This is a genomic window from Lactococcus sp. dk101 (assembly GCF_009601055.1).
Taxonomy (GTDB): domain Bacteria; phylum Bacillota; class Bacilli; order Lactobacillales; family Streptococcaceae; genus Lactococcus.
Window position 1 is genome coordinate 190,682 of record NZ_WITI01000001.1, and the last position, 26,510, is coordinate 217,191.

Annotated in this window: 27 protein-coding genes and 1 other RNA gene; 23 read left to right on the plus strand and 5 right to left on the minus strand. The window is 39.9% G+C overall.

What is annotated here, in order from left to right; genetic code table 11:
• Positions 1-12: 12 nt before the first annotated feature.
• The 12 genes from GHI45_RS00980 to GHI45_RS01035 all read left to right on the plus strand — a co-directional run bounded on the left by GHI45_RS00980 (position 13) and on the right by GHI45_RS01035 (position 10,439).
• Positions 13-561 carry a GNAT family N-acetyltransferase gene (locus tag GHI45_RS00980; RefSeq protein WP_228385979.1) on the plus strand — a complete coding sequence of 183 codons (549 nt, stop codon included), beginning with the start codon at positions 13-15 and terminating at the stop codon, positions 559-561.
• Positions 554-1,108, plus strand: a complete 555-nt coding sequence (locus GHI45_RS00985; RefSeq protein WP_147779290.1) for a GNAT family N-acetyltransferase — start codon at positions 554-556, stop codon at positions 1,106-1,108. The genes GHI45_RS00980 and GHI45_RS00985 overlap by 8 nt, the downstream gene beginning before the upstream one ends.
• Positions 1,101-1,661 (plus strand): GNAT family N-acetyltransferase, encoded by a 561-nt coding sequence (locus GHI45_RS00990; protein WP_147779291.1) that lies wholly within the window; start codon positions 1,101-1,103, stop codon positions 1,659-1,661. Before GHI45_RS00985 ends, GHI45_RS00990 begins: the two co-directional genes overlap by 8 nt.
• Before the next feature lie 134 nt (positions 1,662-1,795).
• A complete protein-coding gene (locus GHI45_RS00995; RefSeq protein ID WP_147779292.1) occupies positions 1,796-2,431 on the plus strand; it encodes an alpha/beta hydrolase in 636 nt (211 codons plus the stop codon).
• Entirely contained in the window at positions 2,428-3,594 is a 1,167-nt protein-coding gene (locus GHI45_RS01000) for a VOC family protein (protein WP_147779293.1), read from the plus strand. The genes GHI45_RS00995 and GHI45_RS01000 overlap by 4 nt, the downstream gene beginning before the upstream one ends.
• A gap of 94 nt (positions 3,595-3,688) precedes the next feature.
• Positions 3,689-4,276, plus strand: a complete 588-nt coding sequence (locus GHI45_RS01005; protein ID WP_147779458.1) for a flavin reductase family protein — start codon at positions 3,689-3,691, stop codon at positions 4,274-4,276.
• Between the two features lie 67 nt (positions 4,277-4,343).
• On the plus strand, positions 4,344-4,544 hold the full coding sequence (locus tag GHI45_RS01010) for a DUF4649 family protein (RefSeq protein ID WP_187230056.1): 201 nt from the start codon (positions 4,344-4,346) through the stop codon (positions 4,542-4,544).
• A gap of 218 nt (positions 4,545-4,762) precedes the next feature.
• The gene (gene aroA / locus GHI45_RS01015; RefSeq protein WP_147779295.1) at positions 4,763-6,049 is read left to right on the plus strand and encodes a 3-phosphoshikimate 1-carboxyvinyltransferase; all 1,287 of its coding nucleotides are present in this window, start codon (positions 4,763-4,765) and stop codon (positions 6,047-6,049) included.
• Positions 6,046-6,561: a shikimate kinase gene (locus tag GHI45_RS01020; RefSeq protein WP_147779296.1), complete on the plus strand. Its 516-nt coding sequence runs from the start codon at positions 6,046-6,048 to the stop codon at positions 6,559-6,561. Before aroA ends, GHI45_RS01020 begins: the two co-directional genes overlap by 4 nt.
• Before the next feature lie 7 nt (positions 6,562-6,568).
• On the plus strand, positions 6,569-7,393 hold the full coding sequence (gene pheA, locus GHI45_RS01025; RefSeq protein WP_147779297.1) for a prephenate dehydratase: 825 nt from the start codon (positions 6,569-6,571) through the stop codon (positions 7,391-7,393).
• Positions 7,390-7,986, plus strand: coding sequence for a histidine phosphatase family protein (locus GHI45_RS01030; protein WP_147779298.1), 597 nt, complete (start codon positions 7,390-7,392; stop codon positions 7,984-7,986). Before pheA ends, GHI45_RS01030 begins: the two co-directional genes overlap by 4 nt.
• Complete coding sequence (locus GHI45_RS01035) at positions 7,983-10,439, plus strand: ATP-dependent RecD-like DNA helicase (protein ID WP_147779299.1); 2,457 nt, start codon at positions 7,983-7,985, stop codon at positions 10,437-10,439. Before GHI45_RS01030 ends, GHI45_RS01035 begins: the two co-directional genes overlap by 4 nt.
• 156 nt (positions 10,440-10,595) lie before the next feature.
• On the opposite strand, the gene rpsT is transcribed toward GHI45_RS01035, so the two are convergent.
• The gene (gene rpsT / locus GHI45_RS01040; protein ID WP_147779300.1) at positions 10,596-10,829 is read right to left on the minus strand and encodes a 30S ribosomal protein S20; all 234 of its coding nucleotides are present in this window, start codon (positions 10,827-10,829) and stop codon (positions 10,596-10,598) included.
• A gap of 351 nt (positions 10,830-11,180) precedes the next feature.
• Here rpsT and GHI45_RS01045 point away from each other — a divergent pair, with 351 nt between their 5' ends.
• The 5 genes from GHI45_RS01045 (at position 11,181) to GHI45_RS01065 (ending at position 18,013) form a co-directional block, all read left to right on the plus strand.
• Positions 11,181-12,632 carry a cytochrome ubiquinol oxidase subunit I gene (locus GHI45_RS01045; RefSeq protein WP_147779301.1) on the plus strand — a complete coding sequence of 484 codons (1,452 nt, stop codon included), beginning with the start codon at positions 11,181-11,183 and terminating at the stop codon, positions 12,630-12,632.
• Positions 12,629-13,624: a cytochrome d ubiquinol oxidase subunit II gene (gene cydB, locus GHI45_RS01050; protein WP_147779302.1), complete on the plus strand. Its 996-nt coding sequence runs from the start codon at positions 12,629-12,631 to the stop codon at positions 13,622-13,624. The genes GHI45_RS01045 and cydB overlap by 4 nt, the downstream gene beginning before the upstream one ends.
• An 85-nt stretch (positions 13,625-13,709) precedes the next feature.
• Complete coding sequence (cydD, locus tag GHI45_RS01055) at positions 13,710-15,419, plus strand: thiol reductant ABC exporter subunit CydD (RefSeq protein WP_147779303.1); 1,710 nt, start codon at positions 13,710-13,712, stop codon at positions 15,417-15,419.
• Positions 15,420-15,429: 10 nt separating this feature from the next.
• On the plus strand, positions 15,430-17,148 hold the full coding sequence (gene cydC / locus GHI45_RS01060) for a thiol reductant ABC exporter subunit CydC (protein ID WP_147779304.1): 1,719 nt from the start codon (positions 15,430-15,432) through the stop codon (positions 17,146-17,148).
• A 139-nt stretch (positions 17,149-17,287) separates the two neighbouring features.
• Positions 17,288-18,013, plus strand: coding sequence for a MarR family winged helix-turn-helix transcriptional regulator (locus tag GHI45_RS01065; RefSeq protein WP_147779305.1), 726 nt, complete (start codon positions 17,288-17,290; stop codon positions 18,011-18,013).
• A gap of 49 nt (positions 18,014-18,062) precedes the next feature.
• Here GHI45_RS01065 and GHI45_RS01070 read toward each other — a convergent pair whose 3' ends face one another.
• From GHI45_RS01070 to GHI45_RS01080, 3 genes are all read right to left on the minus strand, one after another.
• Positions 18,063-18,686, minus strand: coding sequence for a DedA family protein (locus GHI45_RS01070; protein WP_147779306.1), 624 nt, complete (start codon positions 18,684-18,686; stop codon positions 18,063-18,065).
• Positions 18,687-18,789: 103 nt separating this feature from the next.
• Positions 18,790-20,793 (minus strand): ATP-binding cassette domain-containing protein, encoded by a 2,004-nt coding sequence (locus GHI45_RS01075; RefSeq protein ID WP_147779307.1) that lies wholly within the window; start codon positions 20,791-20,793, stop codon positions 18,790-18,792.
• A gap of 240 nt (positions 20,794-21,033) precedes the next feature.
• The gene (locus tag GHI45_RS01080; protein WP_147779308.1) at positions 21,034-21,252 is read right to left on the minus strand and encodes a zinc ribbon domain-containing protein; all 219 of its coding nucleotides are present in this window, start codon (positions 21,250-21,252) and stop codon (positions 21,034-21,036) included.
• 133 nt (positions 21,253-21,385) lie between these two features.
• Here GHI45_RS01080 and GHI45_RS01085 point away from each other — a divergent pair, with 133 nt between their 5' ends.
• The 5 genes from GHI45_RS01085 (at position 21,386) to ffs (ending at position 24,130) form a co-directional block, all read left to right on the plus strand.
• On the plus strand, positions 21,386-21,868 hold the full coding sequence (locus tag GHI45_RS01085; RefSeq protein WP_147779309.1) for a phage tail protein: 483 nt from the start codon (positions 21,386-21,388) through the stop codon (positions 21,866-21,868).
• A 108-nt stretch (positions 21,869-21,976) separates the two neighbouring features.
• On the plus strand, positions 21,977-22,639 hold the full coding sequence (locus GHI45_RS01090) for a YoaK family protein (protein ID WP_147779310.1): 663 nt from the start codon (positions 21,977-21,979) through the stop codon (positions 22,637-22,639).
• 138 nt (positions 22,640-22,777) lie between these two features.
• A complete protein-coding gene (locus tag GHI45_RS01095; RefSeq protein WP_147779311.1) occupies positions 22,778-23,527 on the plus strand; it encodes an MBL fold metallo-hydrolase in 750 nt (249 codons plus the stop codon).
• Between the two features lie 11 nt (positions 23,528-23,538).
• A complete protein-coding gene (locus tag GHI45_RS01100; protein WP_147779459.1) occupies positions 23,539-24,033 on the plus strand; it encodes a nucleoside deaminase in 495 nt (164 codons plus the stop codon).
• Positions 24,032-24,130: signal recognition particle sRNA small type (gene ffs, locus GHI45_RS01105), an RNA gene on the plus strand. The genes GHI45_RS01100 and ffs overlap by 2 nt, the downstream gene beginning before the upstream one ends.
• A gap of 35 nt (positions 24,131-24,165) precedes the next feature.
• On the opposite strand, the gene GHI45_RS01110 is transcribed toward ffs, so the two are convergent.
• Positions 24,166-25,161, minus strand: a complete 996-nt coding sequence (locus GHI45_RS01110; protein WP_147779312.1) for a hypothetical protein — start codon at positions 25,159-25,161, stop codon at positions 24,166-24,168.
• Between the two features lie 245 nt (positions 25,162-25,406).
• Between GHI45_RS01110 and GHI45_RS01115 the strand changes: the two genes are divergently transcribed.
• Positions 25,407-26,381, plus strand: coding sequence for a ribose-phosphate diphosphokinase (locus tag GHI45_RS01115; RefSeq protein WP_147779313.1), 975 nt, complete (start codon positions 25,407-25,409; stop codon positions 26,379-26,381).
• Positions 26,382-26,510 lie beyond the last annotated feature (129 nt).

The following is a 26,510-nucleotide window of genomic DNA, read 5'->3' on the forward strand; positions in this document are numbered from 1 at the left end:
AATAAGATGAACATGAGTGTAAAATTAGCAGAACATTTGAATTTTGAGACAGAACGGCTAAAACTTAGAAAAATAAAGATGGCGGATGCCACAGACCTTTTTGAAATCTGTGGTAATCCATTTGTTGTTGCAAATACTGGCTCAAAAGTCGATGCAAATATAATAGAAACCAAAGAGAACATTGCAAATTATTTTATACCGCAAGGGTTGTCAATATGGGCACTGGAGCTTAAAAGTAAGCAGAAAATGATTGGCTTCATTGAGCTTCATGTCAATCATGACCAAGGAGAGATGGGCTGGATGCTCAATCAAAGCTATTGGGGACATGGATTTGCACCAGAAGCAGCCATATGTCTGCGAGATTTTGCCTTTCAGACCTTAAATCTGTCAGTGCTGACAGCCAGTTGCGATACGGAAAATCCAAAATCAAGTCGTGTCATGGAAAAAATTGGCATGAAAAAAGTTGGTCAAACATGGAATTATTTACGACTAGAAGAACAATCTGTTTTGAGTGATTATTATGTCTTAGTAAAAAATGAATACGAGGAAAAGTATGAATAAAGATCTGATTTTAGCACAGCACCAAGTTTTTGAGACTGACCGGCTCATCTTACGCAAGGTAGAATTGGCGGACGCTCCTGCCATATATGACTACGCGAAAGACGAAGAATGCGTCAAATTTATCACGATAAAACCGAGTCAAAGTCTTGAAGAAACTCAAATCGGCATTGCCACTTATTTTATGGAAAATCGACTGACATGCTGGGGAATTGTTGATAAGACGACAGATGAGTTTCTTGGAACCATTGATATGCGCGTGAATGGCGACAGTGGAAATTTTGGCTGGATATTGAACAAAAGTCATTGGGGACGCGGGATTGTGCCGGAAGCAGCGCAAACTCTTGTGGATTTTGCCTTTAATGAATTGGGACTCAAGGTAATTACAGCGGAACATTTTGCAGAAAATCAAAAATCAGGTCGTGTCATGGAAAAAATCGGCATGAAAAAAATGGGACAAATCTATCTTTATGTTGACAAACTTGAACGCTCCGTCTTATGTGATTACTGGGCTTTGACAGGGGAAGAATACGAGAAAATGCATGGATAAAAATCTGATTTTGGCAGAACATGAGGTCTTTGAAACAGAACGCCTTATTCTCCGCAAGCTTGAGATGACGGATGCTGAGGATTTATTTGAAATTTTTAGCAATCCTGAAATTGTCCGTTATGTCACCTTTCGTGCGCACCATTCGATTGAGGAAACCAAAGCAGAGCTTGCCAATAAATTGCTGCCCCAGAGGCTGATGATGTGGGGAATTGTTGAAAAGACAAGTCTGAAAGTGATTGGCATGATTAGTCTTTATGTCAAAGCTGACAAGGGCGAATTTGCTTGGAGTTTAAATCAAAAATTCTGGGGAAAGGGGCTTATGCCGGAAGCAGCGCAAACTCTTGTGGATTTTGGTTTTAATGAATTGGAGCTCAATGTACTAACAGCGGAACATTTTGCAGAAAATCAAAAATCAGGTCGTGTCGTGGAAAAAATCGGCATGAAAAAAATGGGGCAAATTTATGCTTATATCAAGAAGTTAGAAAAGTCCGTCTTATGTGATTACTGGGCTTTGATGCTGGAAGAATATCGACAAGAAAGAAATGAAAAATAGGTGCGTAGCACTTATTTTTTTATGAGTAAAAAAACTTGACGTTTACAAACGTAAATGTTATATTGTAGATACAGTTTACAAGCGTAAACGATAAAACAATAATAAAAAAAGAACAAATAATAATGAGGAGAATGATGGCAGATTTTTATATTGAGACAGGAAACAAAAAATTAGCACCCGTCCTTCTCTTACACAGTACGGGTGGTGACGAATTTCAACTTTTGCCGATTGCACGTCAACTTTTTGAAAATCATCCTCTGATTGCTATTCGGGGGCGAATTTCTGAACAGGGTATCAATCGCTACTTTAAGCTCAAAGGCCCAGCGTTCACGAAAGAAAATTTTGATTTGGCCTCGTTAGCCGAGGAGTCGGACTGGCTGATTTCAAAAATCAATCAGCTTCTTAATGAATATGAGCTTGACGGATCGCAACTGATTGCTTTGGGCTATTCAAATGGCGCAAATGTAGCCCTGAATATGCAACAAAAGGGACTGGTCAGTTTTGACAAAATCATTGCATTTCATGCCATGCAGCTTGAGGATTTAGTGCCCATTTCAATGCCAAATCCTCCTAAAATTTGGCTAAGTCATGCCGATAATGATTCCATTGTCAGCAAGGATAATTTTGACGCATTGACTGAAAACTTGAGTCTTTCAGGCTGTCAGCTTGAAATTTATAAAAGTCAGGCGGGACATCAGTTGACCGCCTCTGAAATAGCAGCAGTTCAAGCATGGATGGCTTCACAGCCCGAGAAAAAGGAGACATTATGACAGGAACAATCGAAAAACCATACATTTTAGCAGGTGTTCATCACGTTACAGCTATCACATCAAGTGCGCAAAAAAATTATGATTTTTTCACTAATATTTTAGGATTGAGACTTGCAAAACTAACGGTCAATCAAGATGATTACGAGACTTATCATTTGTATTTCACTGGCGAAGACGGAAAAAGTCCAAACATGACCTTCTTTGACTTTAAAAATGCCCCCCAAGGAATGCACGGTGTTAATAGTATCGAACGTGTATCATTCCGTGTGGCAACAGACGCCTCGTTGACTTATTGGCTTGACCGTTTCGAACATGCACATGTCAAACATGCTACAATTTCCAGCAAATTTGGACAAAAAACTCTGGAATTCGAAGATTTTGATGGTCAAAAGTATCAACTCATTTCAGATGAAAAAAATACAGGAGACGTGGCACTTGATCGGCCATGGATGTTGTCAAATGTGCCAGAAGAACATGGTATAATTGGCTTAGGACCCGTTTTTGTCAAAGTAGCAGATGCAGAACAACTGCGGACGATTATGGAAACTGTTTTTGGCTTTCATTATGCAGGGCATGAAAATCAAATGCACCTTTTTGAAGTTGCAAATGGAGGAAATGGAGCTGCACTTATTCTTGAAGAAGCAAATGAAAATGAGGTTTATGCCTATCAAGGCTTTGGAACCATTCATCATTTGGCATTAGGTACCGCAAATCCCGAGACCTTGCATTATTGGATTGAGCGCATTCGTTCCTTTAGATTGCCGCATTCAGGATTGGTTGACCGTTTTTACTTCTCTAGTGAATATGTGCGTGTTGCGCCTGGCGTCTTGTTTGAAATTGCCACTTTTACACCAGGAATTGGTGCTTTAGAAATGGCAGAAGCTAAAGAAGGTGTGGTTGACAGCTATGAAGAAGCCTTGATGACATCAGGATTTTGGATTGATGAAAGCAAAGAAGAAGCAGGAAAAAATCTGAGTTTACCAGCGCATCTCTTTCCTGCAGAAGAAGCTGAAAAAGCACGTTTAGCTTCAAGTTTACGCCCACTGGATACAAAAGATACTTTGCGTGATCGGCGCCAAGATAAACTTTGGACACAAGAAAAAGTGCTAGAACGCATGGAAGGCGAGAGCTTGGCTGCATTTGAAGCACGCTATGTCGAATAAATGGATTAAAAATCTGAGCCTTTCAGGCTTGGAGATGAACGTGGTTTTAGCGAACGGCACGTTTATCTCTAAACCTGAAAGAAATGAGGAAATGATGAAAAAATACAAAGCAGATGACTTAACGCAGCAACAAATTTACAAACTTCTTTCCGGAAGTGTCGTGCCACGGCCGATTGCTTGGCTAACGACTCAAAATTCAGATGGCCTTGTCAATCTTGCCCCATTTAGCTTTTTTTCGGTGGCATCCAGTCAGCCTCCCTTACTTTCAGTCAGTTTTACAGCTGAAAAAGACAGCTTTAACAATCTCCTAGCTACAAAAGAAGCGGTTGTTCATCTTGTCAGCACGGACAATCTTACTCAAATGAATGAAACGGCTGCAACTTTACCAGCAGAAATCAGTGAAGCAAATGCTTTTGACATTGAACTGATTCCCTCCGAAATGCTTACTGTCCCAAGTATCAAAAATAGTAAGGTTCGCTTTGAAACGCGCTTGTTTCAAAACATTGAGCTGCCACAGGGACACTTGGTTTTATTGGAAGTGATCAATTTTATCTTTGACGAGGCTGTCATTGATGACGAAAAATTTTATGTCGATGTCAAGGCACTTGATCCTGTCGCAAGGCTTGCTGGAAATCAGTATGGCAAACTTGGCGATTTATTTGAGCTTGAACGACCACATTGAATGAAAAAAGCGATGGTTTAAGAATACGTAAAATGCTATAATAATCTAAAAAAGAAAGGAGAAAATGATGAAAATTACCTATCACGATGCCAATCAACAAAAAACGGCGACCTTTGAAAATATGGCTGATTTTATCATGCTCCAAATGCGGGAAGTACCTGCACTTGAAGATCATTTGACGATTGACCAGCTTGAAATTTCGGGCGAAAAGGTTGATTTTACAGGCTCTGTTCTTGATTTGTTCAATGCATATTCAAACAAAATTTAAGAAAAAATTGCTGTGAATAGCTTGATGATTAAAGAGAAATAAAGCTTGCCTTTTCATAAGGCAGGCTTTTTTTTGCGATTGCTTTGATGAAGGCTATATCTGGCATTTTTGCTGAATTGTATAGATTATTTCGTCAAATGCCATTGCGGACATAAATCAGACGCCGACTTGTGTTATAATTGAGGTAAGATTTGTAATTTTGATGATTGGAAAAGAAGATGAAATTAGAAACACATGCACAAGGATTAAAAGGAACCATTACTGTCCCTGGGGACAAATCAATTTCACACCGTTCAATTATGTTTGGAGCCATTGCCCAAGGCAGAACAGAAGTTTCTGATATTTTACGGGGCGAAGATGTTATTTCGACCATCAATGCTTTTCGTGCAATGGGCGTCGAGATTGAGGATGATGGCGACAAGATTATCATTGAAGGCAGGGGATTTAAGGGCTTAAAAGCACCACAAACACCGCTTGACATGGGAAATTCTGGAACAACGACGCGTTTGATTTCAGGAATTTTGGCGGGTCGTCCTTTTGATTCAGAACTTTTTGGAGATGATTCTCTCTCAAAACGTCCTATGGATCGCGTGGCGCAGCCGTTGCGTCAAATGGGAGCGAAAATCAAAGGGCAAACGGCGCGTGATTTGCCACCACTCAAGATTAGTGGGACGCAGCAGTTGCAAGAAATTGATTATAAATTGCCCGTTGCTTCGGCTCAAGTCAAATCGGCACTCATTTTTGCAGCTTTGCAGACGGATAAAAAATCTGTCAGTCGCATTGTTGAAAAAGAAAAAACACGCAATCATACAGAAGATATGTTGCTTCAATTTGGTGGCGAATTGGCGATTTCAGGGAAAAATATTCTTGTGCCAGGTGGACAAGAATTAAGAGGCCAAAAAGTAAGTGTACCGGGCGATATTTCTTCCGCAGCCTTTTGGTTGGTGGCAGGACTCATTGTCCCAAACAGTGAAATCGAATTGCGAAATGTTGGCATCAATGAGACGAGAACAGGCATTCTTGATGTGATCGAAATGATGCAAGGTCAGGTTGTCGTTTTATCTGAGGACAAAGTTAATAAATCAGCAAGTCTGGTCGTTCGGACAAGTCAGCTGGTTGGCTGTGAGATTTCAGGGCAAATGATCCCACGTTTGATTGATGAATTGCCTATTATTGCCCTTTTGGCGACCCAAGCAGCCGGCGAAACCATTATTAAAGACGCAGAAGAATTGCGCTTGAAAGAAACGGATCGGATTGCGGTCGTAACCGATATTTTGCAAGCAATGGGTGCCGAAATCACGCCAACTTCTGACGGCATGATTATCCGAGGAAAAACGCCACTCCATGCCACAAAAGTCAATACTCAAGGAGATCATCGCATCGGCATGATGGCTGCGATTGCGGCCCTTTTGGTCAACGATGACGAGATGATTTTGGAACGCAGTGAGGCCATCAAAACAAGCTATCCTGAATTCTTTACTGACATGGAAAGATTGCTGAAATGACGCTTGTACTGATTGGGTTTATGGGGGCTGGAAAGTCCACTGTAGCGCGTCTATTGACCGCTGATTATCAAGATTTAGATAGGGTCATTACGGACAAGATTGGCATGCCGATTGCCACATATTTTGAGCAATTTGGAGAGCGAAAATTCCGCCAAATTGAACAAGAAAGTTTGCTTGACTGTTTAGAGAATACGAATACCGCGGTCATTGCAACAGGTGGTGGCATTGTTGAGTCTGCCGAAAATCTAAAAATTTTAGCAAATGAAAATGAAGTGGTTTATTTGAAAGCTGATTTCGAATGTCTTTTTGAACGTATCAGGTCAGATAAACTTAACGTTCGTCCGTTAGCTCAACAAGGTCAGCAGTTGCTTTTAGAACGTTATGAAAGTCGAAAAAACAAATATGAAGCAGTCGCCGATTTGATATTGGATGTGAGACAGGATACTCCAGAAGAGCTTGCAAGAAAAATTAAGGATTGGCAAGGACCTAAGAAAAAGCTTAGAGAAAGGTAAGGAAAAGATGGAAATCGCATATTTAGGACCCAAAGGTTCTTTTTCACACCAAGCTGCTCAACTCGCCTTTCCAAATGAACATTTGCAGGCGGTCGCGTCAATTCCTGAATTGATTGAGCAGTATGAAAATGGAAAATTTGACCATGCATTAGTGCCGATTGAAAACAGTATCGAAGGCCCAGTCAATGTGGCCATTGATAAAATTTATCATCAAAGTACTGCGCAAGTGGTTGCCGAAATTGTCTTGCCAATCGTTCAAAATTTGTTAGTTGCTGATTTAGCGGTGGAACCAGAACAGATTTTTTCACACCCGCAAGCCTTGGCACAAGCACGTGAATATTTAACCGCACATTATCCGAACGCCCAAATTCAAGCAGTTGCCTCAACAGCTTTGGCAGCGGAAATGGTACAGCAAAATCCTGATAAGGCGTATGGAGCGGTTGCCAATTTGAAGGCAGCAGAATTTTATGACTTGTCAGTGCTGGCAGAAAATATTCAAGACAGGGATGAAAATAATACGCGTTTCTGGTGTTTAGGAAAACAAGAACCAACGATCTTATTAGCTAAAAAGGCGGATAAAGTCAGTCTGGCATTGACTTTACCTGAAAATCTGCCAGGAGCATTGCACAAAGCAATTTCAACATTTGCCTGGCGGGGCATTGACATGACAAAAATCGAATCTCGTCCTTTAAAAACACGCTTGGGTCAATATTTTTTCATCATTGACCTTGTCAGCGATGACAAGATTAGATTTGCATGTGAAGAAATGAGAAGTTTAGGCATTACGGTTAGAATGTTAGGAAAATATAAGATTTACGAAGGAAAAAAATGAAAATATATTTTGTCCGTCATGGAAAGACGGAGTGGAATTTAGAAAGAAAACTTCAAGGACAGACTGGCGATTCACCACTTTTAGAAGAATCTTTTGAGTCAATCGCACGCGTTCGTGCTTATTTGGAAACGCTCAAACTGAATCAAGTGATTGCAAGTCCTGCCAAACGTGCTGTTTTGACTGCACAGTTGCTGACAGATTTACCTGTCAGTACGGACGAGCGCCTTGCAGAGTGGAATTTCGGTCAGTTGGAAGGTCAGTTGATTAAGGATGCGATTGAGCAATATCCTGAAGAAATGCACACCTCACGGTATGATTTAGCGCATTTTGATGGCTCCGCCTTTGGTGCCGAATCAGTTGAGTCAGTGCTGACAAGGTTTGACGCACTTGGACAAAGCTTGATTGCGAGTGGCGTTGAGGAAGTTTTACTGGTTGGGCATGGTGCGAGCGGAACTGCAGGTATTAGACATTTAGCAGGCTATCCCGTCTCAGAATTACGTTCAGAAGGCGGCTTAACCAATAATTCGTTGACAATTTTAGAATCTGTCGGCGAGCATTTTGAAATGAAAGTTTGGAACAAAACAATAGAATGAATGACAAAATCTTTTTTACTGGCGAAATCGCAGCGATTTTTTTCAGCAACTCAAGTAATTTTTACAAAGTTTTACTCCTTGAAATTGATGACACAAATGCTGACTATGAAGACAGTGAAATTGTTGTCACAGGGACCATTGGTGAGCTTGTCGAAGGCGACCATTATACCTTTTATGGAAGCTTGACCACGCACCCAAAATACGGCGAACAGTTAGCAGTAACGACTTATGAAAAGGCCGTTCCGACCAGTTCTGCGGGATTGATTAAATATTTTTCAAGTGATAAATTTCCAGGAATTGGGAAAAAAACCGCTGAAAAAATTGTGGAACGTTTCCCAAAAGACACGGTCGATTCGCTTTTGGATGACCCGCAAGCTATCTCAGATTTACTGACTCCAGCCAAACGCAATTCATTTATTAAAATTTTGCGAGAAAATCATGGCATGGAAAAAGTACTGACACAACTTGCTACTTATGGCTTGACAAGCAAACAAACCTTCCAGATTTATGAGAAATACAAGGATGAAACCTTGGCTAAACTGAAAGAAAATCCTTATCTTTTGGTTGAAGATGTCAAAGGCGTCGGTTTTAAAACAGCAGATAATATTGCCAAAAACTTGGGTATTGAGGCGGACAGCCCCGAGCGCTTTAAGGCCGCGCTGATGCACCTTTTGAGCAGTCAGCCACTTGAAACAGGCGATACATATATGGAAGCCAAAGCCTTGCTCGAATTGGCGGTTGACCTGCTAGAAACGTCCAGAAATGTGGAAATTTCTCCTGTCGAAGTGGCAAATGAAATTAACAGCCTCATTGAAGAAGGCAAAATTCAGCAAGAAGGAACCAAGCTCTTTGAAAACAGCTTGTTTTTTGCCGAGGAAGGCATTAAAAAAAGTCTAAACAGTTTGATTGAGCGACATGGTCAAGACTTCAAAGAGGAAAAATTGCTGTCAGAGCTGACAAAAGTCGAAGAAGATTTGGACATGACTTATGATGACCTTCAAAAACAGGCCATTATTGGAGCAATGAAGCACCAATTCTTTGTTTTGACTGGCGGTCCTGGAACGGGGAAAACAACGATTATCAATGGGTTCATTGAGCTTTATGCGAGAGTTTACAAGGTGGATTTGGACGTTCATCACTACAATGACGATTTGTTTCCGATTTTGCTGGCGGCGCCTACGGGACGTGCCAGCCGCCGAATGAACGAGCTGACAGGACTTCCTGCAGCCACGCTTCATCGGCATTTGGGTTTGGGACAAGACGAAAACATGGCAGACGAATTCTCAAATGATTTGTCGGGTTCTTTATTGATTGTCGATGAGTTTTCGATGGTGGATACTTGGCTTGCCAACAAGTTATTTCAAGCCATTCCTGCCTCAATGAAAGTCCTTCTAGTTGGCGATAGCGACCAACTTCCGTCCGTTGGTCCAGGGCAAGTTTTTGCTGATTTACTCAAAATTCCACAAATTCCGTCTGTTAGGCTCAATAAAATATTCCGACAAGATGAAAATTCGACCATCACGTCATTGGCTCACAGTATCAAAGACGGTCATCTGCCCGCTGATTTTACGGCAAGAAAGCCCGACCGCTCTTATTTTGAAAGTCGTTCGCAAGATGTTCCTTATCTGATTTCACAAATTGCAGAGGCTTGGAAGAAAAAGGGCAACAATCCCTTTGAACTCCAAATCCTAGCGCCCATGTACAAAGGGCAAGCGGGGATCAATACGCTCAATCTGCTTTTACAAAATCTCTTTAATCCGCTCGAGGATCGATTAGAATTCAAATTCAATGACATTCAATTTCGTGAGGGAGATAAGGTTTTACATTTGGTCAATGACGCCTCTGCCAATGTCTTTAACGGTGATCTGGGACTTGTCAGTGAACTGATTGTTGCCAAACATAGCGACAGCAAGCAAGATGAAATCGTCATGGATTTTGACGGTCAAGAGGTCTCTTATCCACGTGCCGAATGGTACAAGATTACACTGGCTTATGCCATGTCCATTCATAAATCACAAGGGACAGAATTTTCAACGGTAATTGTTCCTATGGTCTCTTCATATTCACGGATGTTAGAGCGTAACCTGCTTTATACTGCCATTACACGTGCCAAACAAAGCCTTATTTTAATCGGCGAACAAAGGGCATTTGAGCAAGCCGTTGCGAAAGAAGGTTCCAATCGTAAGACTTATTTGATTGAACGTTTTTCAAATCAAACCGCTGAAATTGCAGAACCTGTAAAAATTGAAGCAGAAGAAAAGTCAAAAGAAGCAATAAACAATCAGACCAACAAAGCAGCTAAAATTGAAAATGAACCTGAGGAAATCTTGCTTTTTGAGCAAGAAGAAGAAAAATTCAGACCGAGTGAATTGACAGAAGCTATTATCAATTCAGGTCAATTTGACCCTCTCATTGGACTGACTGAAGCTGATTTTATGATTTTTAAACAGTAAGAAGAAAACAAAAAAACGAGCCATGGCTCGTTTTTATATTCCTGTCAGTACTGACAAACGTGAAAAAAGACAATAAAAAAGCTTGTCACTACGTTTTCCAATCATTTCCATCGAAAAATCAATGAGAACAAGTGGCAGAGCTGACAAGACGATTTATTATCCTAATTTAGCAGCAAGACGTGATTTGTCACGTGAAGCTTTGTTAGCATGGATAAGGCCTTTTGTAGCAGCTTTATCGATTGCAGATGAAGCGGCTTTGAAAGTATCTTCAGTTGGAGCTGCTTCAAATTTTTTGATTGCTGTACGCATAGCAGATTTTTGTTCTGAGTTACGTACGTTAGCAGCAGTGTTCAATTCAGCACGTTTAATTGCAGATTTGATATTAGCCATTTTGTCCTCCCAGTTTTTTTAATACTTATCAATTATACAGAAAAAAACTGCTTTTGTAAACTATTGACCATTCCAATTTTAATTTTCTCTCTAGAAATGAGAAAAAATGAATTTTTAAACCATTTAATATGGCGGATTATTTTCAATAATGTTATAATAATAATAAGGTTTTCATTTTAATAAATTGGGAAATAATGTCAAAATCATTTGACATCTCAATTCTTATTTAATATAAAATTATAATGGTAAAATGAATCTATATTTATTATTGGCATAAGTGGCTTATTTTTTCTTTAATTATTACGGAATTATTAAAGAAAAATGAGAAAACGCTTATGATAGGAGGTTAACATGTTAACAATTGAAAATTTAGCTCGTTTTCAGTTTGGGATGACCACTGTTTTCCACTTTTTCTTCGTTCCCTTCTCAGTAGGGATGCTTTTCATGACGTTCTTGATGGAATGTTTTTATGTTAAAACCAACGATGAAAAATGGAAGCAAAGAACAAAATTCTTTGGCTCAATCATGCTTTTGAGTTTCGCGGTCGGTGTTGTTACAGGGATTATTCAAGAGTTCCAATTTGGAATGAACTGGTCTGATTATTCTCGTTTTGTTGGGGATATCTTTGGTGCACCGCTTGCCGTTGAAGCCTTGCTTGCATTCTTCATGGAATCTACTTTCCTTGGAATTTGGATGTTTGGCTGGGATCGTTTGAACAAAAAAGTTCACTTACTTACCATATTCCTTGTCTTTATTGGTTCTTTGCTGAGTAGTTTGTGGATTCTTGCTGCTAACAGCTTCATGCAAAAACCAGTGGGTTACGAAGTGATTGATGGTCGTGCAACTTTGACGAGTTTTAGTGCTTTGTTGACAAACAATCAAACCGTACTTGAGTTTACTCACGTCGGCTTTGGATTCTTCTTGATGGGTGGTTTTGCAGCCGCTGGGATTTCAGCATTCCAAATCTTGAAAAAACGTGGAGATGTTGAGTTTTGGAAACCGGTTCTTCGTTTGGGACTTCTCATTGCCTTGCTTGGTTCAATCGGTAACTTTATTGCCGGTGACCAACAAATGATTGAAGTTAAAGAATCACAACCTATGAAATTTGCCGCAACTGAAGGGGTTTATACCACAACTGGTGACCCTGCAGAATGGGACATGATTGCCTTCTTTGATGAAGCACAACACAAAGAAATTTTCGGAATTAAAATTCCTTATATGCTTTCGATTTTGACTTATCACAAACCATCTGGTTCTGTTGAAGGGATGAATGAAATCAACAAACAGTTGCAAGAAAAATATGGCTACGATAAGGACTATTACCCACCTACAACGGTGCTCTTCTATACTTTCCGTATCATGGCAGCCTTGAGTATGTACTTTATCCTGATGTCAGCTTTGGGACTCTTCCTCACACGTAAGAAGAAGACTTGGATGTATGAGAATAACATCATGATGCGCATTTATGGGTGGTCAATGTTCTTACCATTTGCCGCCATTACGAGTGGATGGTTAGTTACCGAACTCGGACGTTATCCATGGACAGTTTATGGCTTGTTTACGATTAAAGAGTCTGTGTCACCAAGTGTTTCTGTTGGTTCGCTCTTGTTCTCAAATATCGTTTACTTCTTGCTCTTTACAATGTTGGGTGCATTCATGATTATGTACACGCGTCGCATTATGATTCACAACGATATCGAAAATGCAACAACATCTTATGTCGAACTTGATCCATTTAGTAAAGAAGCCTTTGAAGCAGAAGACGAAACAGATGCTTCAAAAGATAAGGAGGTAACACAATGACAGGTATGCAGATTTTTTGGTTTATCCTTGTAGGTGTCCTCTTTGGTGGTTTCTTCTTCCTTGAAGGCTTCGACTTCGGTGTCGGAATGAGCGCAGTAACGCTTGCCAAAGATAAACGTGAAGTTGATCAAACAATCGGAACCATTGGCCCAGTTTGGGACATGAACGAAGTTTGGTTATTGACAGCAGGTGGAGCAATGTTCGCCTCTTTCCCATATTGGTATGCTTCACTTTTCTCAGGATTTTATAACATTCTCTTCTTGATTTTGGTTGGTTTGATTTTACGTGGGGTAACATTTGAGTTCCGCCACCATGCCATTACCGAAAAAGCAAAAGATGCTTGGCTCAAGGTTCTTGGGATTGCAAGTTTCGCCATTCCATTCTTGTTTGGACTTTTGTTCACAGGAATGATTCAAGCTGTTCCAATGGATGACAAAGGAAATGTCTATGCGACATTTACCACGTACATCAATCCACTTTCAGTTGTGGGTGGTGTAGCCGTTGTATTGCTTTGCTACTTACACGGCTTGAATTATATTGCCGTTAAGACAGATGGCGATTTGCGTGAACGTGCCAACAAATGGGCAAATAAACTTTACTACGTTTTATACGCTGGCGAAGTTGTCTTTGCAATCTTGGTTATCATCTATACTGACTTCATGGAAAAACATCCAGTTGGTACACTCTTGACACTTGGCTTGATCGTGGTTCTCACTGTGATTGCTCACATTGCTGTTATGAAGAAAAAAGAAATGACTGCCTTTTTGGCTTCAGGTTTGACTTTTCTCTCTTTAGTGGCTTTCATCTTCCAAGGAATGTTCCCACGTGTGATGATTGCAACAGATCCAGCAAATTCAGTCTTGATTAAACATGCATCATCTACACCTTATACTTTAAATGTCATGAAATGGGTAGTGATTTGCCTCTTACCTTTCGTTCTTGCATATATGGCTTGGACTTACTGGGTATTCCGCAAACGACTCAAAAAATAAGTCCCTATCAAGAGCAGTGGTGTGAAGTGAATAACTTTATACCGCTGTTTTTATTGATAGGGAGAAAAAATGAAAAGGAAGAAAAATGATTGATAAAGCTCTTTTCAAACTGCCTGGTTTAAGGAAGCGAATGCCATTTATTGCAATCCTAGCAATATTACAGTCCTTAGTGATTATCGGACAGGCCTTTTTTATGGCAACTGCAATTACGAGTTTATGGCATGGCAAAGGCGTTAAAACAGCTATTCCAGCCATTGTTGGTTTTGCTATCTGTTTCTTTTGTCGCGAATTGGTCAACTTTTTTAGACAACGTTTCTTAGATAAGTTTGCCTACCAGACCTCGATTGAGATGAGAACAGAACTCCTCGACAAAGTCTTTAAACTTGGCCCTAATTTCTCAACAGGAATGGGTTCAGGCTCTTTGACCACAACTGCAATTTCAGGAATTGAAGATGTTGAAACTTACATCAAATTAGTGCTTTCCAAAGTTTTGAATATGGTTATTGTGCCTATGATTATTCTCTTGGCGGTAATTATTTTGGACTGGAAAAGTTCGATTGTTTTGATTTTGACATTTCCTATCTCCATTCTCTTCATGATTATTTTGGGGTATGCAGCTGAGGGGCGTGCAAGTAAACAGTATGACTCTTACCAAATTTTGTCCAATCACTTTTTGGACTCTTTGCGTGGGATTGCGACTTTGAAATATTTTGGTCGTTCAAAAGACTATGCCAATTCGATTTATCATACGTCAGAACGTTTCCGTACAGCAACCATGAAAACGTTGAGCATTGCGATTTTGTCAACCTTTGCCTTAGACTTTTTCTCAACTTTGTCTGTTGCAACCATGGCACTGTTTTTGGGACTGCGATTGATGGATGGTATTGTGACACTCTTTCCTGCCTTGATGGCTTTGATTTTGGCACCTGAGTATTTCTTGCCATTACGTGAATTTGCCAGTGATTATCATGCCACTTTGAATGGTAAAAACTCATTTCAAGCGGTTCAAAAAGTTTTGGACACTGATGAAGGATTGTCAGAACAAATTAAAGCACCAATTTTATGGACTGACCAATCAAGTATGCGTTTGTCAGGACTGACAAAAAAATATGAAACCAATCGTGGTGTTTCTGATGTCAATGTCAGCATTTCTGGCTTTACAAAAGTGGCGATTGTTGGAGCTTCTGGTTCAGGAAAATCAACCTTGTTGAATTTACTGTCAGGTTTCTCAAACCCAACGTCTGGTACTTATCACATCAATGAAATGGATGAAATTCCTTCATTGAATGACTTGAATTGGCGGAAATCAGTTTCATTTATTCCTCAAAATACCTATATTTTTGCGGGAACTTTGCGAATGAACCTTTCATTCTATGAACCTGAAGCAACCGATGAAGCTATTATTTGGGCAGCAAAACAAGCCGGACTCGAAAAATTGGTTGACTCACTTGGTCTTGATTGTTTGATTGGGGCGGGTGGTCGAACACTTTCGGGTGGTCAAATGCAACGTGTTGCTTTAGCTCGTGCTTTCCTCTCAAAAGATCGAAACATTATCTTGTTAGATGAGCCAACAGCGCATTTGGATATTGAGACTGAACTTGAGATTAAAGAAAGTATTCTTCCTTTGTTTGATGACAAGTTAGTTTTCTTGGCAACGCACCGTTTGCACTGGTTGCCACAGATGGATTTGGTTGTTGTCCTTAGTGACGGAAATGTTGAAGGCGTTGGTAGCCACCAAGAATTGCTTGCAAGCAATGCTTACTACCAAAAATTGATTGCGGAAATGAGAGGTTAAAATAGATAATATGAAACTGAAAGAAATTTTATTTAGTAATAACTGGATTACGCCATATCTGAAGAGATATAAGTCTGGCCTTGTCTTAGCCGTCTTTTTGGGAACATTGACCATGTTGTTTGCAGGATTATTGATGTTTTCAAGTGGTTACGTCATTTCCAAATCAGCGAGCAAACCTGAAAACATTCTGATGATTTATGTACCTGTCTTGATGGTGCGTGTTTTCGGGATTGGACGTCCTGTTTTGCGTTATGTCGAACGTTTGACATCACACAACTGGATTTTAAAAATCACAAGTGAACTTCGTAAAAAACTTTATTTACGTCTTGAAAAAAGCTCCGTAACCATCGCCAACAAATTGAAAATTGGTGATTTGCTAGGAATTCTGAATGAAGACCTTGCCAATCTGCAAGATTTGTACTTGCGGACAATTTTCCCAGTTTTAATTGCTGGAACACTTAGCTTATCGCTTTTAATTGCCTCTGCAGTTGTGTCTTTGAGTCTGGCACTTGGCATTGCAATTTTCTTTGGTATCGCACTTGTTGCCATTCCTTTGTTCTCATACAAATGGACGGTTGAGCCAGATACTAAGCTGAAAAAATATCGTAATGATTTGTTCTCAGATTTGACAGATGATATTTTGGGCTTGCAAGACTGGACTTTGTCTGGTCGTAAAGATGATTTCCTTAAAAATTATCGCCAAGCTGAAGAAAATACGCGTTCTGTACAAAAGGGGATGTTTAGTTTTACACGTAAACGTGGCTTAGTCTTGCAATTTGTTTATGCAGTGCTGGTTGTCTTTCTCTTGATTTGGTCAGGTTTGCACTTGACTAGCGGTGAGTCGCTCAATTATATTGCAGCTATTTCTTTGATGGCCTTTCCATTGTTTGATGCTTATGGACCTTTATCAGAAGCCATCGTTGAAACGCAGCGTTATGGAGACTCCGTACAACGATTGAATGACCTTCCTGATAGCAATGAAGCCGTGAGAACAGAACAAATCACAGATGATAACTTGACAATTTCACATCTTGATTTCTCTTTTGATGAAGGACAAACCATCTTTAAAGATTTGAATTTGGAAATCAAAAAAGGAGAACATGTCGTTATTTTAGGGCGATCTGGTGTTGGTAAATCAACACTTGCAAGTCTTGTTCGTGGAGATTTGGCACCTGTTTCTGGTAGCATTAGATTTGGTGCTGTGGAGCCATCAAAAGCGAATAATGTGGAACATAAAATCGGCGTTATCAATCAAAATCCTTATTTGTTTAATGCAACAGTCAGAAGTAATTTGACGCTTGCCAATTTGGATGCGACAGATGAACAAATTTGGGACACACTTGAATTGGTTGGACTAAAGAAGATGATTGAAAATCTTCCGAAAAAATTGGATCAATGGATCAATGAAGCGGGTTCTCAATTTTCTGGTGGTGAACGACAACGTTTGGCGCTTGCCCGCATTTTGCTTTCAAATGCAGAAGTGATTATTCTTGATGAGCCAACCGTTTCGCTCGATCCAATCACAGAAAATCAACTTTTAAAACTTTTCTTTGAACGTTTGAAAGGAAAAACCATTCTCTTTATTACGCACCATTTGCTTGGTATTCAACAGATGGATCGGGTTATTTTCTTAGAGGATGGAAAAATCAAAATCGATGGAAGCCCAGAAGCTTTGATTTCAGAAAACGAGGATTTCAGACGCCTTTATCAACTGGATCAAGGATTATAAAAGAATCAGTCTTAGGACTGATTTTTTTAATTTATTTAGTTTTCTATTGACAAAACTAAATAAATGGCATATAATAATTTCATTAGATTAAATACAATCTAACTAACTAAATTAAAAAAACACGAATAGAGGAAACAAAATGTCAGAAAAAACAAATGAACTCCTACATCTTTTTTCACAATTATTGCATAGTCCACGCTTTATGATGGCCATGCATATGGAGATGATGTACACAAAATTGCAAAGCCGTGGAAATCGAAACGGTGCCTCAGGACTCATGGTGGAACTTTGGAAACAAGATGGGCTGACCAATGCAGAGATTGCGGAACTGCTTGATATTAAGCCTTCAAGCGTCACAGCGCAAGTTAAAAACCTAGAAGAAGAAGGCTATGTTGAACGCCGTCAAGATGAGAAAGACAAACGTGTCAATCGCGTTTATTTGACGGAAAGTGGACGGAAAGTCTATGAAAAGAGAGCTGATTTTAAAGAAAGTATTGGTATTGAAGTTTTTGATGGGCTGAGTCAAACAGAAAAAGAAACATTGGCCGACTTACTTTCCAAATTGAACGCACTCAATGCAGACTCTGAGTTGGAAGATATGATGGCATTCGGCCCTGGTGGCTTTCCATTTCCACCACATGAATTTCACCCAGACCACCGCGACATTCATCGGATGAGAAACGAAATCCGTCAACAAATGAGAGGTCAAGATTGGAACAGAATGAGAAAACATCGTTTCTTCAGTGAAGGAAAAGACGGAGAATTCAATCCATTTGATTGTTCTCCATTTGGCCCAATGCCTGCAAATCGCAATGCTGACAAGGACAAAAAGAAAGCAGAAGCTGACGAATGGAATGATTTCTAAACTGTCAGTACTGACAAAAATAAAAAAGGAGCATTGCTCCTTTTTTTATTTATTTTTTAGGCTTGTCAAGCACACGTTTTTTGATGAAATAGAAGACCGCAGCAATGAAAACTACAACCAGAACCATAACAGTAATGTTAGAATAATTGTCTAAAATTTGAGCGATACTTTCCCAGTTGTCGCCTAAAGCACGTCCGAGAAAGACTAACACAACATTCCAGATTAAAGTTCCAAGCGTAGTCAAAAGCAGGAAATTTGGGAATTTCATTTTGGCTGACCCTGCAGGAATTGAAATTAAACTTCTAATCAATGGAATAAAACGGCAGAAGAAGATGGTAGCGTAGCCACGTTTCATGAACCAGCTTTCCGCTTTTCGAATATCGCCTTTTTTAAGTCTGAGAATTTTCCCAAGTTTTCCAGAAATCATTGTCTCCAGACGATCAACGCTGAGGACATAACCGATATAATAAAGAATGGCGGCACCAAGAACGGAACCAATTGTTGCAGCAATCACGACGCCCCAAACGCCAAGCTCAGTGTAAGTCGTCATGAAGCCACCAAAAGTTAAAATCACTTCTGATGGGATGGGCGGGAAAATATTTTCAATCATGATTAAAAAGGCAACGCCAAAATAGCCAAATTGGTTCATGATTTCAATAATCATTTCTTGCATTGAGATACTCCTTTTGAGATTGAGGTCAAAAAATAGGCTTTGTCTAAGGCAAGGTCTATTTTTTTCCTTCATTTAGTAGATTAACTAGTATAAAAAGCAGGTCTTATTCTGCAGCAAGTGCTTCGATCGTGTTCAATTTTGCAGCGCGTCCACTTGGGGCAAGACTTGCAAATAAAGCAATCAAGACCGCAACAATCACAGCAAAGATGATATGTCCAACCGAGATTTGTACAATGCTGGCACCGTCCAAGAATTTACTCAAGGCAGAATTGATTGCCATTTCACCCAGCAAGGCTGCAACAATCGCAATCACTGCTGACGAAACGCCTAAGATTAAACTTTCAAAAGTGAACAAGCGAGAAATATCTTTTCTGCGTCCACCCAAAGCACGAATAACCCCGATTTCTTTTGTACGTTCGGCAACAGACATATAGGTTGTTACCACAATCATAAAGATTGAAACAATCAAGGAAATTCCGGCGATGGCAGCCAAAACATAGCTGACAATGTTGGTAATGTTGGTCAAAGTATCAAGAATTGTTCCCAGATTAAAGGTTGCAAATGCTTTTGTTCCGTTGACCTTGATGTCTTGAATGTCAGAAGCGACAGATTTGACATGATCGACTTTGTCAGCACTGACAACGGCATAAGCAGCGTCTGTTGCAGCTCCAGCCGTTGACAAGGCAGATTTCAGACTGTCATAAGTCACGATAACAGATGAAGCACTACTTGCACCTGCACCCATGCTATCAGGATTTTTCAAAATCCCTGACACTTTGAAGTCTTTAGAAACTTGGACGGTTTTACCATCAGTTGTTTTGGCAGCGAAGTTAAGTTGGATGCTTTGTCCAACAAGTGCTTTATAATCACTCTTTAGCGCTTTTGCATCTTTTTCATAAAGGGCAATTTCACCAGTACTTGGTTTTTTACCTGTGACATAACTGTCATTGACATTGGATGAATTCCATGTGCTGATTGAAAACAGTCCTGCTTTTGATTGGCTGTCATATTTGAGCGTTGTCAGTCCGCTGAAAGAATAAGCAGCTTCAACTTTGGCGACATTTTTAGTACTGTCAAGTTTATCCAAGAGACTTTGTGAGAGTAGATTTGCAGGCGCGCCAAGATTTTGTTGAGCTTGACGCATGGCTTCTGTGTTGTCCATCGAATTGTCAGTGGTCGTCCGTTTAAAGACCGTGACAATATTTGGATTGACATTTGATGTAATCATGTCATTCATGTAGTGGGTGGCACCATTCCCAAGTCCGAGGAAGAAGATAACTGAAAAGAGGCCAATCGCTGTACCAATCGCAATCAAAAGGTTAATCTTCCATGCGTTTGTAAAATGTTGGAAAGCCGTTTTAAATGTATCAATTCGAGATAAAGCCTTCGATTTGACCCGCTCATGTTCAATGACTGGATAAGCTGGCTTAATGCGTTCATCACCAGTAATCCGTCCATCTGCCAAATGAATAATCCGTGTCCCGTAATCCGCAACTTCTTGTGAGTGCGTAACCACGATAACCGTTTTTCCAGATTGAGCAATATCACGTAAAAGTGCTAAAACTTCTTTGGTATTTTGACTGTCAAGGGCACCCGTTGGTTCGTCAGCGAGGATGATTTCTGGATCACTAGCCAAAGCACGCGCAATGGCAACCCTTTGTTTCTGCCCACCAGATAATTGGCTAGGCTTTTTCTTCCGATGGTCGTAAAGTCCTACCTGCTTGGTCAATTCAATGGCCCGATTTTGACGTTCTTTTTCAGACAAATCCGTCATTTTCAAGCTAATCATGATATTATCCACAACGGATAAATATGAAACCAAGTTGAAAGATTGGAAGATAAAGCCAATCGTATCACGACGGTAGGCGTCCATGGCTTTTTCTTTTTTCGTACGTTGGACAAGACCGTCAACGATGACATCGCCTTCGTATTCACGATCAAGCCCACCGATAATGTTCATCAAAGTTGATTTACCACCACCAGACTCACCGAGTAAGCTGACAAAATCGCCGCGTTCGAATTCCAAGTCAATTCCATTTAAGACAGGAAATTCTTCTTTGCCAAGAAAATAAGATTTCTTGATATTTTTCAATTCTAATACAGACATAAAAATTCCTTCCATACTGCACAAACTAAAAACGGTTCGCTTTTAGTCAAGCTACTCTCGCAGCTTTCCTTGTTCGCTAGTCGCGCCAAGGGCAGTCAACTACAGATTAGCAACTAAAATCAGAAAGATTTTAAAGCCAATCGTGTATCAATGAGTAGTGGGTTTGTTAAACTTTGCACATATCCTTAATTCTAACATAAAAGCCTTAAGTTTTACTAAGACTTAAGGCTGAATTTGGTCTTATCCGTTTAGCAAGAAGTCAAGGACGTTCATGCCTGTGCTTGTTTTTGACCTGTAAAGTTCAGTAAAACCACATTGAGAACAAGAGATGGTGATAAATTTCTTATTTTGAACATTAAAAAGTTTCGAAAATTCGCCACCTGTGGATTGGAACTGATCCTCCTCGTAGGTATGGTTGCCACATTTTTGACACGTATATTGACGTTCATAACCGTTCATCGTAATCCCTCCTTTTCACTATTATAAAATCATTATACACTAATTTTTCAAAAAAATAGAGTGGTATCCTAAAGAATTGTTTCATTTTGCTTGGGATTTGGTATAATAAATAAAAAAGAAAAGGAACAAACAAATGGAATATCAAGTTGACTTTAAAAATGTCGAAACGATTGGCTTAGAAAGTTCTCCTGTGGCCGAACAGTTGGCAGGCTTGCGGGCAAATGAAGCCCGTTATTTCTGGAATAAATACAAGTTTAACTACGTGGTTTATTCGGCAGATGAAAAGACAAAAGAAATTGAATGGCTCAATAAAATTCTTCAAGATGAGCGTGATTTGGCATTTTCAGCTCCGATTTTAGAAGTGGCTATTTATGAGGATGACATGCTTTATTGGCCAGAGTTCTATTTTGAAGATGGCATGGTACTCAATGTGCTTTATGAAAAAGTTCCAGCAGCAGAAGGGAAAAAGCCCAAACGTGCTGTCGGCATTAAGTTATCTGTTGGCATGGAAGTACCTAAAGAACTGGAAGGCAAGTTCAAATTTGCCCGTCAAAAATCAAAATTAGCAGGCGAAGTGAGAGGAAGTTTCTTCACACTGAAAAAAGAATGGTTGTAAAATAATAAAAATGCCTTGAGGCATTTTTATTTTTTATCGGCGAACTTACGTGCGAAAAAAGGCGAGATTTGCTATAATGAAGGTTGATTGTGAAAGGGGAGCAGAGTTTTGCATACTGAAGTTCGTGAGAAATTACGCGTTGCTCTATTGATGGCCTTATCGGCTGGTTTTATTGACGGATTTACATTTTTTCATTATGATGGCCGCTTTGCCGGCGCACAAACGGGAAATGTTATTCAAGCTGGGATTTATTTGGCACAGGGAGACTGGGTTAAATTTTGGGACTTTGCAATTCCGATTTTCTTCTTTATTGCAGGGGTCATGTTCAAGGTCTTTTATTCGACCTATTTGGCTAAACGACGCAAATTTGATGCCTTGTACATGCTGAGCATTCAGCTTGTTGGTATGACTGTTTTTTCTGTCATGTATGCAGCTTTCTTAAAGCTACCCAATTCAATTTTCGTTGGGATTATTTCCTTTTTCATGGCTATCCAGTTTGATACCTTCAATCGGGCACATGGAATGGGCTATACTTCCGTTTTCACAACTGGGAACATCAAGATTTTCTCTGTAAATCTTGCCAAATGGATTATGACGCGCGAAAAACAGCATCTCCATGCGGTACGCATTCTCGGTGCGATTATTCCGACCTTCTTTGTTGGGGCTTATCTAGCAACTGTTCTCGGAAATTTCTTTGGCGCCTGGACACTTTTGGGTGCTTGCTTCATGTATTTCCTCGTTTTCTTGATTTACCGCACCGAAGCCGTTTAAAAATATGAATAACCAAGTCTGTCAGTACTGACAGACTTTTTTAAATCCTGTCGTCATAATCAAAAGGTGAAAAAAGCAGCCAAACTGCTTTTTTGATATAATATAGAAAAAGCATTCAATAAAATAGGAGGGCAAAATATGAAATTAACAGCACTTGGTGTTTGGGGAGGTTACCCAACGCGTGATGCAGGGACTACCAGCTATCTTTTGCAAAGTGAGTCAGGCTTCAATCTCTTGCTAGACTGTGGCTCACGCGCTGTAACAGAGCTAGAACATGAGCTGCAGCCGACACAACTGGATGCGGTCATTTTATCTCACTATCACGAGGACCATATCGCTGATTTGGGGGCACTTCGTCAGTACAGACAGCTTTTTCCTTTGGGACAAGAGGGCTGGGACGGCATGATTTTGAAGATTTACGGGCATACGGAAAACCAGTACGAGTTTGACAAGTTAACGTTGGCAGGTGTCTCAGAAGGGCATGCTTATCAGCCAGATGAAACTTTGAAAATCGGCCCTTTTGACATTAGCTTCATGAAAACAGTTCATCCTGTAGTCAATTATGCCATGCGCATCGTGGAACGCAAAACAGGGCAAGTCTTGGTTTATACGGGAGATACCGGTTATTTTGACGGTTTGGCAGATTTTTCAAAACAAGCAGATGTCTTACTTGCTGACGTTTATTTCTTTAAAGATAAGGCAAAAATGCCCAATCATTTGTCATCAGTTGAAGCGGGGCAGATTGCCAAAAGTGCAGCGGTCAAAAAGTTGATTTTGACTCACTTGCCTCAATTTGGCGACCTGAAGCTCCTCCAAAATGAAGCCCAAGAAGCAGCTGGAACCATCGCTGTGGACTTGGCTCAACCTCATCAGAAATGGCAACTTTAATGCAAGAATTGATTGAATTTACAGAAGAAGAAAAGGTAACTTTCATGCAAGAAGCACTGAAAGAAGCCCAAAAAGCAGCGGATAACGAAGAAGTTCCTATCGGTTGTGTGCTTGTCAGTGCTGACAAAACAATCCTTGCGCGTGCATTTAATCGGCGTGAACTTGACGGGCAAGCCACCCACCATGCCGAGATTTGTGCGATTGAGCAAGCAAATCAAGTCATCGGCAACTGGCGTCTGACAGACTGCGCCTTGTTTGTCAGCATTGAACCATGCGTCATGTGTGCAGGTGCGATTGGATTGGCACGTATCCCTCAAGTTTATTTTGGTGCCACCAATCCAAAATTTGGAGGAACCGTCAGCCTTTACCAAATCCTCGAAGATGAACGCCTCAACCACCGCGTGCACGTCGAATCAGGCATTTGTCAAGAAGCATCAGCTGAAATCATGCAAACTTTTTTCAGAAATCGCCGCAAAAAGTTGAAAAACAAAAAAAATATGATATAATTAATTACGGAGCAATAAGTCCCTTATGAAGCGTGTCAGGACCTGACGGTAGCAGCACTAAGTAGGAGGCTTATGTGCTCTTTTTTTGTTTTGAATATTTAGGTTAAAAAAAGCACGTAATGTGCTTTTTTATTATTCAGCAAGAAATACACTATCTATCCCTCCACTAGAAGTTACTATTCCATCAGTAAGAGCTAAAGTGGGTGTGCCACCTGTAAAACTTGTGTCTGTATAACCATAATAAGTATTAGTTGTACCATCAGACCAAACAATAGAAAGTTTTACGTTAGTTTCGACCTTTTTTATATTCAAAATATTATTTGATAGAAAATAAGTGGATTCTAAATTATTTTCTTTAGAAACTGTATAGGTTCCAGCTTCGCCACTTTTAGTTTTTGCTGTCCCATCATCGTTTAAATATAAAATATCATGATTATCATTTTGAGCATTATAAGTTCCTGCCCAACTATTCATGAGGTTATTGGAGCTTGATAAACTAGAGGGAGAAACTATCTCCATAGCTATTTTATTAGTAAGGGATTTAGAAGAGTCATCAGAATAAAAACTAGAAATTACTTTTTCCAAGGTATCTGTTATAGTTCCTTCATAATTTCCGAGTGCTATGGTTAGATTATTCCCGACGATGGAAACTTGACCCATTGATACATTAAATGCAGAAAGAAGCGTTCCATTTTGTAAAGTACCAGTCATCGCAAATTTATCGTTTGGCCCTATAAGAGAATCTGGCCCATGAGTAGTGTTTGCATCTACTTCTTGAATCAAAATTGCAATCTGTTGATTAAGTGAAAGATCCGTCCATTGAGTTGGTGTTCCGTTGGTCGAAGTGCTAGAACTTGATGAGCTGCTCGAACTTTGAGAAGATGTGCTTTGGGTGCTGGAGATTGGTTTGCTACTCTTTTTCGTTGATGATGAGGCAAAGCCTGCCGACGTCGATGGTTTAGGATTGGGATAAAAAAAGACGATGAGAGAAACAGCAATCGCAAGCACCGCAATCACACCTACAATGATGACGGGAAAACTGATTTTGCTTGGCTTTTTTTGATGTTTCATCTCACGGTTCAAATGTTCTTCTTCATTTTCAACAATGATAGGATTTTCGTTATTCATCTTAATTATTCCAATCTATAAAATAAATTTTTCAAAATAATTATAGCATAAAAACGTAAGTTATGGAATACAATATACCTTCAGTTTAAAAATATTTTTTATAAAATCATTTTTTTAGCCCTCGTCTCTTTAAATAGAATCTTTACAAAAGTTACGTTTTGGCTACGCAGGTCATGAAGGTTTGAAAAATCAGCAAAATTAGGGTAAAATAGAAGTATCTAATTGGAATTAAAGAAAGGCCCTTCATGTCGTATTCAAATTTGAAGTTGTTTGCGCTCTCTTCTAATCAAGAATTAGCACAAAAAGTTGCTAAGGAAATTGGAATTGAGCTTGGGAAAGCGACCATCAGAACATTTTCTGATGGCGAAACGGAGATACATATTGACGAAAGTGTTCGTGGTGAACATGTTTATGTCCTCCAATCAACAAGTGCACCTGTTAATGAAAACTTGATGGAATTGTTGATTATGATGGATACCTTGCGTCGTGCAAGTGCAGCATCTATTAACATTGTCATGCCTTACTATGGTTATGCACGTCAAGACCGTAAAGCGAGAGCTCGCGAACCTATCACATCAAAACTTGTTGCAAATATGCTTCAAATCGCTGGTGCCGATCGTTTGATTACTTTTGACTTGCATGCGCCTCAAATTCAAGGTTTCTTCAACATTCCTGTTGATCACTTGATGGGCTCACCATTGATTGCTGAATACTTCAAACGTAATTTCGTTGCTACAGGTGATGATGTCGTTGTCGTATCTCCTGACCATGGTGGTGTAGGACGTGCTCGTAAATTGGCATCTTTCCTTAAAACACCACTCGCAATCATTGACAAACGCCGTCCTCGTGCGAATGTTGCCGAAATCATGAACATTATCGGTGATGTCAAAGGTAAAAAATGTATTTTGATTGATGATATGATTGATACCGCTGGTACGATTACATTGGCTGCCAATGCCCTTAAAGAATTGGGTGCAACAGAAGTTTATGCTTCATGTACGCACGCGGTCTTGTCAGGCCCAGCCATTGACCGTATCGAAAAATCAGCGATTACAAAATTAGTTGTTTTGGACACGATTCAAATTCCAGAAGAACGTAAGAGTGAAAAAGTTGTTCAACTTTCGATTGCAAACTTGCTTGCGGATGCGATTATTCGTATTCACGAAAAACGTCCATTGTCACCTCTTTACGAACTTCGTCGTCCCTCTGAAAATATCTAATCATTCAAGCGGCCGCGGGTCGCTTTTTTGAAATAAACACTTCTTGCTCAAGAGAAGTGAGTAAAAATGAGCAGTTGTTTCTCCTTTCTTCGTGCAATGAACTAAAAGCAATCCTTTAGAGATAAAAGA

Coding starts and splice junctions, on each gene's coding strand:
- GHI45_RS01070 (WP_147779306.1), bottom strand. CDS start 18,686: ATGCAAGAAATGATTATTGAAATCATGAACCAATTTGGCTATTTTGGC.
- GHI45_RS01020 (WP_147779296.1), top strand. CDS start 6,046: ATGACGCTTGTACTGATTGGGTTTATGGGGGCTGGAAAGTCCACTGTA.
- GHI45_RS01110 (WP_147779312.1), bottom strand. CDS start 25,161: ATGAATAACGAAAATCCTATCATTGTTGAAAATGAAGAAGAACATTTG.
- GHI45_RS00985 (WP_147779290.1), top strand. CDS start 554: ATGAATAAAGATCTGATTTTAGCACAGCACCAAGTTTTTGAGACTGAC.
- GHI45_RS01065 (WP_147779305.1), top strand. CDS start 17,288: ATGTCAGAAAAAACAAATGAACTCCTACATCTTTTTTCACAATTATTG.
- GHI45_RS01030 (WP_147779298.1), top strand. CDS start 7,390: ATGAAAATATATTTTGTCCGTCATGGAAAGACGGAGTGGAATTTAGAA.
- GHI45_RS01085 (WP_147779309.1), top strand. CDS start 21,386: ATGGAATATCAAGTTGACTTTAAAAATGTCGAAACGATTGGCTTAGAA.
- GHI45_RS01095 (WP_147779311.1), top strand. CDS start 22,778: ATGAAATTAACAGCACTTGGTGTTTGGGGAGGTTACCCAACGCGTGAT.
- GHI45_RS00995 (WP_147779292.1), top strand. CDS start 1,796: ATGGCAGATTTTTATATTGAGACAGGAAACAAAAAATTAGCACCCGTC.
- cydB (WP_147779302.1), top strand. CDS start 12,629: ATGACAGGTATGCAGATTTTTTGGTTTATCCTTGTAGGTGTCCTCTTT.
- aroA (WP_147779295.1), top strand. CDS start 4,763: ATGAAATTAGAAACACATGCACAAGGATTAAAAGGAACCATTACTGTC.
- pheA (WP_147779297.1), top strand. CDS start 6,569: ATGGAAATCGCATATTTAGGACCCAAAGGTTCTTTTTCACACCAAGCT.
- GHI45_RS01080 (WP_147779308.1), bottom strand. CDS start 21,252: ATGAACGGTTATGAACGTCAATATACGTGTCAAAAATGTGGCAACCAT.
- rpsT (WP_147779300.1), bottom strand. CDS start 10,829: ATGGCTAATATCAAATCTGCAATTAAACGTGCTGAATTGAACACTGCT.
- GHI45_RS00990 (WP_147779291.1), top strand. CDS start 1,101: ATGGATAAAAATCTGATTTTGGCAGAACATGAGGTCTTTGAAACAGAA.
- GHI45_RS01075 (WP_147779307.1), bottom strand. CDS start 20,793: ATGTCTGTATTAGAATTGAAAAATATCAAGAAATCTTATTTTCTTGGC.
- GHI45_RS00980 (WP_228385979.1), top strand. CDS start 13: ATGAGTGTAAAATTAGCAGAACATTTGAATTTTGAGACAGAACGGCTA.
- cydD (WP_147779303.1), top strand. CDS start 13,710: ATGATTGATAAAGCTCTTTTCAAACTGCCTGGTTTAAGGAAGCGAATG.
- GHI45_RS01000 (WP_147779293.1), top strand. CDS start 2,428: ATGACAGGAACAATCGAAAAACCATACATTTTAGCAGGTGTTCATCAC.
- GHI45_RS01010 (WP_187230056.1), top strand. CDS start 4,344: ATGAAAATTACCTATCACGATGCCAATCAACAAAAAACGGCGACCTTT.
- cydC (WP_147779304.1), top strand. CDS start 15,430: ATGAAACTGAAAGAAATTTTATTTAGTAATAACTGGATTACGCCATAT.
- GHI45_RS01115 (WP_147779313.1), top strand. CDS start 25,407: ATGTCGTATTCAAATTTGAAGTTGTTTGCGCTCTCTTCTAATCAAGAA.
- GHI45_RS01045 (WP_147779301.1), top strand. CDS start 11,181: ATGTTAACAATTGAAAATTTAGCTCGTTTTCAGTTTGGGATGACCACT.
- GHI45_RS01005 (WP_147779458.1), top strand. CDS start 3,689: ATGAAAAAATACAAAGCAGATGACTTAACGCAGCAACAAATTTACAAA.
- GHI45_RS01035 (WP_147779299.1), top strand. CDS start 7,983: ATGAATGACAAAATCTTTTTTACTGGCGAAATCGCAGCGATTTTTTTC.